This is a genomic window from Enterococcus sp. AZ104, from assembly GCF_050546705.1.
Classification (GTDB): domain Bacteria; phylum Bacillota; class Bacilli; order Lactobacillales; family Enterococcaceae; genus Enterococcus; species Enterococcus faecalis.
The window spans coordinates 589,660-602,011 of sequence record NZ_CP172952.1 but is presented as its reverse complement, the minus strand read 5'-3'; the positions used below and the strand labels follow the sequence as shown (position 1 = coordinate 602,011).

At 36.9% G+C, this 12,352-nt stretch carries 13 protein-coding genes; 3 read left to right on the top strand and 10 right to left on the bottom strand.

The genetic code is table 11. The annotated features are described in order from the left end of the window. Nucleotides 1-3 precede the first annotated feature (3 nt). The 7 genes from IGJ37_RS02945 to udk form a co-directional block, all read right to left on the bottom strand. The gene (locus IGJ37_RS02945) at nucleotides 4-360 is read right to left on the bottom strand and encodes a DUF4312 family protein (protein ID WP_002355708.1); all 357 of its coding nucleotides are present in this window, start codon (nucleotides 358-360) and stop codon (nucleotides 4-6) included. 30 nt (nucleotides 361-390) lie between these two features. Beyond that, the gene (locus tag IGJ37_RS02940) at nucleotides 391-747 is read right to left on the bottom strand and encodes a glycine-rich SFCGS family protein (protein WP_002355707.1); all 357 of its coding nucleotides are present in this window, start codon (nucleotides 745-747) and stop codon (nucleotides 391-393) included. 14 nt (nucleotides 748-761) lie between these two features. Further along, entirely contained in the window at nucleotides 762-1,085 is a 324-nt protein-coding gene (locus tag IGJ37_RS02935; protein ID WP_002386165.1) for a PRD domain-containing protein, read from the bottom strand. Beyond that, on the bottom strand, nucleotides 1,051-2,970 hold the full coding sequence (locus IGJ37_RS02930; RefSeq protein WP_002388793.1) for a BglG family transcription antiterminator: 1,920 nt from the start codon (nucleotides 2,968-2,970) through the stop codon (nucleotides 1,051-1,053). The genes IGJ37_RS02935 and IGJ37_RS02930 overlap by 35 nt, the downstream gene beginning before the upstream one ends. Before the next feature lie 369 nt (nucleotides 2,971-3,339). Further along, complete coding sequence (locus IGJ37_RS02925; protein ID WP_325814999.1) at nucleotides 3,340-4,305, bottom strand: Gfo/Idh/MocA family protein; 966 nt, start codon at nucleotides 4,303-4,305, stop codon at nucleotides 3,340-3,342. A gap of 101 nt (nucleotides 4,306-4,406) precedes the next feature. Further along, entirely contained in the window at nucleotides 4,407-4,748 is a 342-nt protein-coding gene (locus IGJ37_RS02920; protein WP_002355703.1) for a type II toxin-antitoxin system PemK/MazF family toxin, read from the bottom strand. A gap of 168 nt (nucleotides 4,749-4,916) precedes the next feature. Further along, on the bottom strand, nucleotides 4,917-5,546 hold the full coding sequence (gene udk / locus IGJ37_RS02915; protein WP_002355702.1) for a uridine kinase: 630 nt from the start codon (nucleotides 5,544-5,546) through the stop codon (nucleotides 4,917-4,919). Between the two features lie 174 nt (nucleotides 5,547-5,720). On the opposite strand from udk, the gene IGJ37_RS02910 reads away from it, so the two are divergent. Beyond that, nucleotides 5,721-6,176, top strand: coding sequence for a GNAT family N-acetyltransferase (locus tag IGJ37_RS02910; RefSeq protein ID WP_010822587.1), 456 nt, complete (start codon nucleotides 5,721-5,723; stop codon nucleotides 6,174-6,176). 34 nt (nucleotides 6,177-6,210) lie between these two features. On the opposite strand, the gene IGJ37_RS02905 is transcribed toward IGJ37_RS02910, so the two are convergent. Both IGJ37_RS02905 and IGJ37_RS02900 read right to left on the bottom strand, forming a co-directional pair. Then, on the bottom strand, nucleotides 6,211-6,891 hold the full coding sequence (locus IGJ37_RS02905) for a YjjG family noncanonical pyrimidine nucleotidase (protein WP_325814998.1): 681 nt from the start codon (nucleotides 6,889-6,891) through the stop codon (nucleotides 6,211-6,213). Next, nucleotides 6,888-7,670: a 16S rRNA pseudouridine(516) synthase gene (locus IGJ37_RS02900; protein WP_002358774.1), complete on the bottom strand. Its 783-nt coding sequence runs from the start codon at nucleotides 7,668-7,670 to the stop codon at nucleotides 6,888-6,890. The genes IGJ37_RS02905 and IGJ37_RS02900 overlap by 4 nt, the downstream gene beginning before the upstream one ends. A gap of 330 nt (nucleotides 7,671-8,000) precedes the next feature. Here IGJ37_RS02900 and IGJ37_RS02895 point away from each other — a divergent pair, with 330 nt between their 5' ends. Together IGJ37_RS02895 and IGJ37_RS02890 are read left to right on the top strand one after the other, a co-directional pair. Beyond that, complete coding sequence (locus IGJ37_RS02895; RefSeq protein ID WP_325814997.1) at nucleotides 8,001-8,609, top strand: 50S ribosomal protein L25/general stress protein Ctc; 609 nt, start codon at nucleotides 8,001-8,003, stop codon at nucleotides 8,607-8,609. A 251-nt stretch (nucleotides 8,610-8,860) separates the two neighbouring features. Next, nucleotides 8,861-9,184, top strand: coding sequence for a DUF960 domain-containing protein (locus IGJ37_RS02890; protein ID WP_002355697.1), 324 nt, complete (start codon nucleotides 8,861-8,863; stop codon nucleotides 9,182-9,184). 69 nt (nucleotides 9,185-9,253) lie between these two features. Here IGJ37_RS02890 and IGJ37_RS02885 read toward each other — a convergent pair whose 3' ends face one another. Next, nucleotides 9,254-12,268 (bottom strand): polysaccharide lyase 8 family protein, encoded by a 3,015-nt coding sequence (locus IGJ37_RS02885; RefSeq protein ID WP_325814996.1) that lies wholly within the window; start codon nucleotides 12,266-12,268, stop codon nucleotides 9,254-9,256. Nucleotides 12,269-12,352 lie beyond the last annotated feature (84 nt).

Sequence of the window (12,352 nt, the reverse complement as noted above, 5' to 3'; positions counted from 1 at the left end):
CCTTTATACGCCTCTTTTTGAAAGAAACGGAACTACTACTGCGTTCGGTTCTTTAATTGTTTCCGTTAAAAAATCAACTTCTTCGACTGCAATGGCTTGGATTTCCACTTCTACAGCTAGTTCGACATGATAAATCACTCTCTTTCTAGGAAAGAAGAAGAACAGAAATTTTTCTGTATAAACTTGTTCTTTTGCCTGACGAATAGTTACTTCTTTCGGTTCAATCCGGATGAGGACCTCTGTTGTTTCTTTTAATACTTTTTTTGAAACATCATTCAATGCACTTGCAAAAGCTTCATTCTTCTTATTACCTTTTCCAGAAACAATCACGGTTTGTGTTGACCGTTTTGTGGCATCCATAATTACCGCTCCTTTCTAAGTTACTACTTTCTATGCTCCGTGTTTCTTAATAAATGCTTCAGTTACTCGTTTACCAAGTTCTTCCTGATCCATAAAACCAAATCCAAGAACAGTTTTCCCATCGTTAATTGCTGTTACCCCTTCTTCGATTGATCGCATGCCATGTCTTTCGGGATACCCGTATTTAGTAGCAGCCGTTAACGCCCCTGCACCACCACTGCCACAGAAAGAAATGCCTAAATCAGCCTTTTCTTGTTGCATCACATCTCCTAAACGCATATCAGCGCCCATTCCTGGAACAACAACCGCGCGACCACCGGCTTGCTCCACTCCTTTTGCAACATTTTGTCCTTTTCCTAAACGATCTGCGATAACTACTGTAATCATAACTTTTCCTCCTATTAATTGTTTTGTTTAGCAACTTCAAAATGAACAGCTAAAACATACCATTCATCTTCTGATAACTGACCAATTGCTTCTGTTGTTTCTTGTGCAATTTTCAACGTTTCTGGTGTTAGTTCCGTAAATAACGTCCGATCAACACCAGCTAATGTCGTTCCTTCTCTTGAACGATTCAGCATCTCATTGAGATGGTTAATCAAAATCGTCCACTGTAATTCCGTTGGTTCAATTTGTGCTTCTGCTAATCGCGCACTGGTTTGTTTGATAATCGATTGTAGCTTTTCTGGTTCAGCACTTTGTCGAATGATCTCCTGTGCTTCCATTGCTAGTTCCATCCTCTTCCTCCTTTGGTTGTTCTAAATAATTAAGTAATGCTGAAATTTCAGCATGATTGACAGGTAACTCATTTTTAGCAAATAAACATTCAATTTGCCGAATTTCTTCTTGCCGTTCATGAGATACTTCTCTATTACAAGGAATCTCTTCGTATTGTTTATTAAACGTAATCCGATGTGTCATTAATAAAACGTGAAGTAAAAAGGCTTCTTGATATTCGCTCAGTAACTTTGTTTGAAACATTCGTTTTAACTCTTCATAAATAATATACGCTTTTACTAATAAATCTTGGCTTTGTATCCGTTCATTTTTTTCAATTACATCAGATTTCGTGGAGCGAGCGGTACCTTTCCCTTGACGTTTCCCTAATAAAATTTTATCGACCTCTTCCCGAATCAAACTTAAGTCTGTGTCCGTCAACAATGGACTAACTTTAATAAATGGGTATGTCATTTCTTCAATTGGGAAAATACTCAATACCAAATCGGGCTTTTCTGCTTGAATCACTTCAGTTGCATTTAAAACAGAAGCAAATCCTGCGAGTTCAACGTTTGGTACTTCCTCTAAAATTTTTTGTTCAATTAAACTGGTCACACCTAAGCCCGTCGAGCAAACATACACAATCCTAACAACTTTAGCTTCCTGCTGTTGTCGTTCCTGAGCTGCCAAAAAATGCAACGCAATATATGCGCAGAAAGAATCGTTGACTAACAAAACAGAACGTTGAATTAATTGTTTACAGGCACTTTGAATAGCTAAAAATAACGCTGGGTGTTTTCCTTTGATTTCTTCAGAAAACGGATTGTATTCATTAATAAATAAATGTTTCTTTGTAAAACGTAAGGACAGGTGTGCAAACAAGTTCGTAAATAATTGGCGATCATTTACAAAAGGATAATTCAGCTCTTTTGAAACGCTTTCAATCACTTGCTTTGTTAATTGAACCATATCTTGCCGTTGATGGGTTCCGAATAAATCACTATAAATATAAAAATATTCATCCGCTAATAAAGGCAAGTCATAACGTTCAAACACCTCTTGTAAAAGTAAAAGTGGTACTTCGTTCCGTTGTTCAAAGCGTGTTTTTTGTGATAACACTCGGTAAGTCCCAATTGTATGTGCCATCTGCATACGTGCTGCGGCAATTGCCACTCTCAACGTAATAGATAATATTTCGGCATAATCAAATTGATTTTGATCGAGTGGATTAATTAAATTTCGCATTTTTTTCAATGCACTACGATAACAACCTTGAAACAATGTCCCTGACCCAAATTTAATTTTAGGGATCTTTTCAGCCCCTTTTGTCTTTGTCACATAGTTCATAATTTGGTAAATATCGTATTCTGTAAGTTCTTTTTGAGTGATAAATTCCATCAGTAATCGTACATTGCTTTCTTCACCACTGATTGTAAACCCTTGCCGTGCTTGGCGAATTAAGGTTAAATCATATGCTTGCAGCAACCGTTCGACCTGTTCCAAATCACTGACAATTGTGTTTCGACTCACTAATAATTCATCTGCTAGCTGCTGTGCCGTTAAGTACCCTTTGACTGACAATAACTGAAAAATCAATACATTGACTCGTCTTTTTTGATCAGGATAGGTTTCAAATCGATCGACATCGATAATTTCATTTTTTAACAGTAAGCGTTTAGAGTCAGGTAAATCTAGCCAGATTCCCTTATTTCGTTTTGAATAAAGTGTCTCATCGTGCTGTTCAAACCAAGCACGAATATCTTCTAAATCATACTTAATTGTTCGAACGCTGACAGTAAAGTTCTCAGCTAATTCTTGCGTGGTAATACTCCCTTCCAAATCCAAAAGCATCAATAAAATATTTATCGCTCTTTTGGACAACAACACGGTCATGCCTTGTCACCTCTTTTCTTTTCCCTTTACACTTAAAACTATAGCGTTATTTTATCTGTTCCACAACACAAAAAAGTTGCACTTATAAAAGTGCAACACTTCTCTTTTCATACAAAAAAATCCCTTAACAGTTACTACTGTTAAGGGATACCACACTATTTATTTGCATAAATAGACAGAAACCTTCTCCACAAAAGTATTCTGTCCGACACGTTACAAATCCGGTAACTGATAGCCGTACTATCTGGTGTCGTTGTGTTTGACAATCACTAGCCGTCAAAACGGAATAGCCGAAGCTATCTGATTGAGTCAACTCGTCGCATAAAACACACTTTAACACAGAATAGTTTGGATAGCAAGTGATGGTAATTATTCGTTATCAAACCATTCTTGATAAAAACTTTCAACAATTTTAACGGTTGCTATCGTTAATTCCTTCGTCATTACGGGGCTAGTTAACTTTTTGTCTTGTAAACATTGATTCACATGATTGATTTCATACGTAAATTCACTAGTAAATTGTTCAGACCATTTGACAGTGTTGCCTTGAGCATCTGTATAATAAGCACAATCTGTTTTCCAGAAATTAGGAATAACGATTTGCCCTTTTGTACCACAAATGGTCATTTCACTAGGTATCTTTAAACCAACATTAATAAAAATATTGCCCAGCGTCCCTTCAGCAAATTTCAAAGCTAAATTACATTGACTATCCGTCGCCCCTTGCTGATACGTTGCGGTTCCCGTAACAGTTTGAATCTCTTTCCCTAATACGTATTGTAAGTATTGTAATGGATAACTTCCTGAGCCATGAAGCGCTCCACCACCCGCTTCTCTCGAGTAAAACCAGGGAATATGGTCCACATTGGGATAGGCAGTAACTGACTGAACCCATAAAATCTCTCCCAATCTCCCTTCTTGAATTGTCGCCTTTACTTTTTGGGTAATTGGTAAAAAGACAGACTTCTGAGCTTCCATTAGAAAAACCCCTTGCTCCTGTGCGATTGCGAAGAGTTCTTCTGCTTCAGCAGTATTTAATGTAAATGGTTTTTCCAGTAGGACGGGTTTTCCTTGTGATAACGCAAGCTTAGCTGCTGAGTAATGTCCTTGATTGTAGATGGGAATATAAATAATATCAATTGTTTCATCCTTACATAACTCTTCATAACTGCCATAAGCCACCGGAATCGCTAATTCTTTAGACATTTTTTGAGCATTCTCTAAACGCCTTGATGCAATCCCGCGCACTTCAGCTTGCGCGCTTTCTCGAAGCCCTGATACAAATCTTGGGACAATTTGGGCAGTACTCATAATTCCATAACGAATTTTATCCATGTGATCGCCTCCTCTTTCACTATACGAGAAAAACGAATATTTGGAAACCATTTCAACAAAAAAAGAAACCGTTTCCCCAAAACGATTTCTTTATATGTAAATTAACGGATACCAACGCTAACTTTTAAAGCTTGATTGACCTGTTCCATCTCTTCACGAGAAAGTTGACAAACCTTGTGTAGCATTCGTTCTTTATCCAATGTTCGAATTTGTTCTAACAAAATAAGTGATGGCGTCCTGCACTCGTTATGGGGAATTTCGATGAGGACTTGCGTTGGTTGCAGCCGCTTGCTTACGTTACGGGTAATCGGTGCAACAATCAACGTTGGACTAAATAAGTTACCTTTGTTATTTTGAATAATCAGGACAGGTCGAATCCCACCTTGTTCAGAACCAACAACTGGTGAGAGATTCGCATAAAAAACCTCACCTCTTTTTATCATTCAGATTCCCTTCCCTCCTTTTCCTTTAAAAAATTATAGCATATTGTTTCTTGCAATATTTTCAACTTTTTAGCTATCCCTTAAAATATTTGATAAAACCACCCTTTAAAAGTCAAAAAAAGCTTAAACAGTCGACTCTGATATTGAGACGGCTATTTAAGCTAACTATTACATTTTTGTTAAAATACTATCCACTTTTGTATTAATTAAATCAATAGCGACGTGGTTTTCGCCACCTTCTGGCACAATGATATCTGCATAACGTTTCGTAGGTTCAATAAATTGGTGATACATGGGCTTGACGACTGTCAAATATTGTTCAATCACAGAATCCAACGTACGGCCACGTTCTTCCATATCACGCTTGATTCGACGAATAATACGGATGTCATCATCTGTATCCACATACACTTTAATATCCATTAAATCCCTTAAGCGGCGATCTTCTAAAATTAAAATCCCTTCAAGAATAATTACTTCTTTCGGTTCTTGTATCACCGTTTCTGTACTTCTTGTATGCGCAACGTAGTCATAAACTGGCTTTTCAATGGCTTGATAATTTAACAGTTGTTCAACATGTTGAATCAATAAATCTGTATCAAACGCAAAAGGATGATCATAATTGGTATTTAAACGTTCTTCAAAACTCAAATGGCTCTGATCTTTATAATAAGAATCCTGTTCTAACATCATAATTGAATGATCGGGAAAATTATTAAAAATCGCACGGCTAACACTGGTTTTTCCGCTTCCTGATCCGCCAGTAACACCAATGATAATTGGCTGACTATCTTTCATGTATAAACCTCTTTCTTTTCAAAAACTTCATTGTCTTTTACTATTATAATGAAAACTCTGAAGAATGCCAGACCTTTTCCAAGACTTTTCATGTGATTTTTATCTTCTTATGAAAAATCTGCCCACACTTCTTTCAATTACAGTATACTTATCAATAAAAGGAGAATCCTACCTATGATTAAAAAAGTCAAAAAAGAAGCACTTACAACTGCGCATTACGCTCTTCTTTATGAGGCAGATCCCTCAAAAAAAATGGTGGCAGATTACATTACCCGCGGCATTTGCTTTGACTATCAGACTGAAGAACTTCAAGGAATTTTAGTCCTGTTGCCGACTCACCCACGGACATTGGAAATCGTAAACATCGCTGTCTCAGAAGAAAGCCGAGGGCGGGGCATCGGACAAGAGTTATTACATTTTGCCATTGATTTTGCCAAAAAAGAAAAGTATGATTACTTGGAGATTGGGACTGGGAGCACAGGTTTTCAACAGCTATATCTCTACCAAAAAGTCGGTTTTCGAATGACACATATTGAACCAGATTTTTTTATCCATCATTATGATGAGCCCATTACGGAAAATGGCTTGCCTTTAAAGGATATGGTTCGCTTACGGTTACATTTAAGTTAAAAAACAACATTTCCTGTACAGGAAATGTTGTTTTTTAATGCCCAAGAATTGGTAACAACTCATCTAGCTGTTGAATCGTATAATTGGGTTGAATGGTTGGTGTTGCTGGAGCGGAGGTCGGATTGAGCCAAACAGTTTGAATTTTTGCTTGTTGGCCTCCTTGAATATCTGAATGCAAAGAATCGCCAATAATCATTGTTTTTTCTCGACTAAAATTAGGAATCCGTTCAAAAACAAAATCAAAATACTCTTTCATCGGTTTTTGATAACCCACTTCTTCTGAAACAAAAATATCTTTAAAATAAGGCATTAATTTCGACTCTTCCAACCGACGATACTGTGTTTTTGCCACTCCGTTTGTCACAATATATAAATCATAATGGGGTGCTAATTTTTCCAAGATACGTTGACTATTGCCAAGCAAGTCATGTCCTTGACTTAAATATTCTCGGTAGTTTTCTCCCATTCTAACGCTATCAACTTCTCGATTAAACGCGTCAAACAATAAACCAAACCGTGTATCAAGGAGAACATCTTTTGTTATTTTTCCTTCTTCAAATGAACGCCATAATCCTTGATTAATTCGGTGGTACGTTGACTCGACTTCAGATGTAAATGGTACATTTTCTTCTTCAAATAAGGCATGGAGCGCCTTCTTTTCAGCCAATTTAAAATCTAACAATGTATCATCAACATCAAAAAGCAATGTTTTCATTTCCGTTCCTCTTCTCTTTTCAAATTACTCGGTAACGCTTTGCTTGTTTGTTGTTTTTCAATAAAAAAATAAGGCAATAGCAATTGTAACTCTTCTCTTGTTAATGAACGATAAGCACCTAAAGGTAATTGCGGATCTAGCCGCAACGGCCCCATAGTTTGGCGTTTTAAAGCAGTCACTTTTTTCCCCACAGATAAAAACATTTTTTTCACTTGGTGAAATTTTCCTTCTTGAATAGTCAGGAAAACATGACTCTCCGTTTCAGTCGCTGCAAGAACAGTTATTTTTGCTGGCTTACATTGAATGCCTCCTTGCAAAACAATCCCATCTTTAAATTTAGCACAATCTTCTGCAGAGACCAAACCATTGACTTTTACTTCATAACATTTCGCTACTTCTTTATTTGGCCGAATTAATTGATACCCTAATTGTCCATTATCTGTTAATAGAAGTAACCCTTCCGTATCGCCATCGAGTCTGCCCACTGGATAAAGACCAGGGCGTCTGTCTTGTGGTGCGATCAAATCAATGACTGTTTTTTTAGATGCATCTGAGACAGCGCTAACCACACCTTTTGGCTTATTCAACATGTAGTACACATGGGTCTTATGCGAAATTAATTGTCCTTTTACTTTAATCATTTGTAATTGCGCATCGACGTTTTGGCTTTCATTTAATGTCACGATGCCATCCACAGTGACCTGCTTGCCTCTGATTATTCGTTTCACCGTTTTGCGTGATCCAAACTGAAGTTCTTCTAGTAATTTATCTAATCGCATTGTTCCGCTCCATTCTGGTATTAGTATAGTGGAATCCGTTAAAGATGAAAAGTGGAAAAAGGTAATTCCTTGACGTATAAAAATATAAGTGTTATGGTTAATAAGTAAAGTAAATAAAGGTTTCTCAAAAACAGCGTAATGACCTGGGAGAGAACAACGATAACAATGAACCATTCCCATGAGTGTTGCCTGGCAATATTTGTGGGGATTTTTTGATTATTGTTAGCATTTTTCTAGACAAGAACAACTGAAAAAAGAGTTTCTTTTTTCCATTATGTTTTGTTTCTGAGTTTAACCAAATCACTCATTATTTCAAGGAGGAATTAGGTTATGTCAGTACAATTAGAAGTTAAAGAAAGAGCTATCCGTCCACGTTCACTAAGAAATCAGCTACGTCACGAAGGGAAAGTACCTGCCATTGTTTACGGTTACCAAATTGAAAGTACACCAATCTATTTTGAAGAAAAAGACTTATCAAAAATTTTACGCGAACATGGTGCTAACACCGTTATTAAAATGACAGTTGATGGCAAAAACATCAACACATTAATGTCGAAAGCACAATTAGATACCTTTACTGGTCAAATGCTTCATGTTGAATTCTTATCTGTAAATATGAAAGAAACAACAGAAGTCGAAGCAGAAGTTCAATTAATTGGTGAATCTGCAGGTGTGAAAGCTGGGGGTACCTTAGCTCAAAACTTGTACACTGTTTTAGTGGCAGCCACACCAGATAAATTGCCAGAATCAATTGAAGTAGATATTACAAACTTAGAAATTGGTGATGCTCTTACAATCGCTGATTTACCTGAACACAAAGACTATGAAATTTTAACTGATCCAGAAGAACAACTAGTTGCTATTCTTGAAGCACAAACTGCTCCTGAAGAAGAAGAAGGAACAGCTGCTGAAACGACTGAACCAGAATTAGCCGAATAAAAAGTACACTTTTGTTCAGCTGATTCTCTTAAGTTTTAGAAATGGGATGTACGTTGAAACAACGTACGTCCCATTTTCTTTTTACTGCATATCTTGATTTCTTCACATAAATGATGACACCTGCAAAGCTAGGAAGCTACAGAGGAATATTAAATTTTTGCTAATCTACGCAATATTTTCAAACGAAACAATTTCTTTTTTTTAAATTTGCAGTATACTAAAAGTAAGTAAACAAAAAGGAGGTCATCCATATGTTTGAACGTTTTGATAGTGACCGTAGCCGCTATGCTTCATTAGGTGTTGTTTCCAGCTTACCTAGTGGCTTAATTGATAGTATTTGGTTGATTATTGACTTAAATCTAAAAGGGGTTATCCCTTTAAACGACTTACTTCACTTTGATTTGTTGAACAATAATGGCAAAGTGACTGTCCATTTTTCTCAAGAAAATAGTTCAGTAGAAATGGCAATCGACTTACCATTTAGTTATTCTACGGCATATCCGTCGCGAATTTTTGCTTTTGATGATGGCCATCGTGAAACGATTTTATTACCTGCAGAAATGTTAGAATCTTAAATAATTTCAACAAAGTAGCCTCAAATTCCGATTAAAACTGGAATTTGAGGCTACTTTAATTTCTTTTAGTTATTCTACAATAATTTGTTTACTACTTCCTGCAGCATTTTCAAAATTAATAGTAAAGGTTTCTGTTGCATCATCATAAGTGATTCCGTCACTTTGACTAATTACTCTGCTGTAATCTTTTGGTATTTTTAAAGTCAGTGTCTTAGTTGTTTGTGTGGGATCAGAGAAAGTATACGTTTTTTGGTGTTGTTGTGTCTTTCTCATTAAAGAAATAGCTTTATTTGAGGTAATCCCTGCTATTGTACCGCCAGTTTCTGACCAAATGTTAACCCCAAGATAGCCTTCTTCTTCTTGCTTAACTGCTTGAATTTCTTCTGTATTTGAGAGAACTTCTACTGTTTTTTTGGCAGCATATGTTTTTAAATCAGTTTCATCGATTCCTGGTAAAACTACATAAGCATAATGCTCGTTCGTTGGGTGTTGACCATGTTGAATCGTAAATGTTCGATAATCACCTACATATTCTTTATCACTTGGAAATGCTTCATTAATTGCTTTATAGGTTCCTTTTCTAGTTTCACTTTTAACATTTACCGTTGTTTCTTCTGGAAAATAATAACCCATATTAGCATTGGAATGATCCGACTTTAGTAATAACCATTGTTTTTTACTCGTTTCATTTTTCTCATGAATCTCCCCAATATTTGATAGCACTTGATACTGATACGCATCATTTAACAAACGATTATCAACAACTGTCTCAATCGAAGCTTCTGTATCCCCTTTAATTCCTGCGCCTAATGCGATAATTTGCCCATTTAATACAAACCAAGATTTTTTAGCTTGTAGGTTCATAGGTAAAAGTTTCCCATTATTTTTGGTCCCGTCTTTATTAAGAGCCATCCCTACTACTGCCTGATTGTCTGACGTTACTCCACCAACCCATTGCTCTTTCGATGTGATTGTTGTAAATGCTGAAACTTCATCTGCCAAAGAAATGGTATCTACCGTTGTTCCTGGTAGTCGATAGGGATCTACAGTTGGCCAATAGCTGGAATTAAATTGAACCTCGTCATCATTATATACGTACATCATTCCGTCACCAGTGTGCCAGCCACGTTTATTTTCTTTATTCCCTGCTTCAAAAGATGCAGTGCGCTTTGAATACAAGCCTAGCCCAAACATATAACTAGGTGTGCGTTGGACAAATCGATCCATCGAAGCATAAAGTTTCGTGCCTGTAAAAGGAAGTTGCCCTCCCGTAATTTCTGGATTAGTTAAAAGTTGCATAGTCATCTGTAAATCATTAAAATCACGAGCATTTGTCAAATAATAATCTGGGTTCTCCTTCATCCAATATTTAACGGCTTCTTGAAATTTCTTTTGATAATTATTAGGGGCAAATTTAGCCACAATTAATAAATTATACATGGTAGTTGAGCCGTAGCCTGTTTTTCCAACTGCTGGGGCTCTTGAGATGGAACGGCCATTCACGGTTGGTAGCATTTCACCTTTATAAATCAAAGGAAGAAAGGCACGATCAACATTTTCAACAAATTCTGTCACAAGAGTTGCATCCATTTGAAAAGATGAATCTGCTGTAATGGCCAAAATTTGTCCAACCCCTTTCACCAAAACATTGCCATACGAACCTGTATAAGGAATGTTATTGTGCTGGATAAAAGAACCATCTTGGTAAAAACCATCACCTTTTGTGACTAATTTAAATACATCGACGATACTACTGGATGCTTGGTTAATTTTCCCGCTATCCTTTTGTAAAATTCCTAACCCCAAAACAGTTAAAGCTAAGTCCGTTCGGTTCGCTCCTGATGTCACAAAATTTGGGATAAAAGCTAAATCCACAAACGTTCCTTGTGGTTTTGTATACAACTGTTTAAACGGATCTGGGACATAACTGCTCAGCGCATTTGTATAGATTTGTTGCTTTTCTGGAGAAACTTTATCCTCTAAAATCATTAGAATATTAAGAAACTTCTGTGGCACACCAATTTGCCAGTCCCACCAATTTCCATGGTACTTTTTCCCATCATATCCTTTTTGCGTTACCATAAAATCTAAGCCATCAATAATGGTTGCTGCCAATTTGTCATCTTGGTAAAGCGTACTCCCCTTCGTTCCATAGGCTAACGCTAATTTTTGCAATTTGGTAAATTGAGTCGTTAAATCAGCCGATGGCGTATTGCCAGGCTCTAGTGGCCATAAATAGCTGCGGTTCGGCTCTTTATTCATCGTTTGATCGAGTTCTGTTGCTTCATTGGAGATTTTTTGGACGTAGTCTACAAGCGCTTGGTTAGTTGAATCATATTCTTTTGAAACAAGCTGATTTCGCCATTTTTCTTTTAATTCTCGGTATTCTGCAGATGAATCGATAACAGGAATGCTACCAACGGGGCCACTTTTCATAGAAATGATATTCAGCTTTGATAGATTACCAAATAGTCTAATTCCTACAGCACCCATCCAGTCATCATTAATGGACGTACCATCAGGATAATGAACCTCTTCATTTTCATAAAATAATTGATCATTCAGGAATGTTTGAATTTTTTTCCCATCATAGCGAACTAGCAGTTTATATTGTTGGCCACTTAGTAATGTTGGTCCCGGAATATTAGTTAGCCATTTACCGCCTGGTTGTCCTAACTGCCAGCGACCGTCACGATTATAAGCAAAAGATTGCCATTGACTCGTCTTTTGTTTATCTCCGCGAAAAACCAATCCGAAGTTACTTTGCCCTTCATATAAAAAGGTTAGTTCAAGATCTCCTGAAGATTGTTCGCGTGCATCAAGATTGATAGAGACAGATTCGAGGTTTGTCCCTTGCTTCGTGTTTGCTATCCATAAACCAGCAGAATCATTCTTTTTTTCTGCTGTTCCCACCAAATCTTGCCAATGCCCAACTTGATTGGGGAAATCTGAAATGTAAGAGGGTTGCTCAATCGTTTGGCTCGCTTCGTTTTCTTCTGCCAAAGTAAGAGTGGTTCCCATAAATCCACTCATCAAAGCAGTAAACAGTCCGACCAGCATTACCCATATTTTCCTGTTTTTCATTCTCTCTCCTCCTAAAAAATTATCGTAAAACGCTTACATCCAAATTAGAGAAAAAGAGTGAAGAAAAATACTTTCTACACTCTC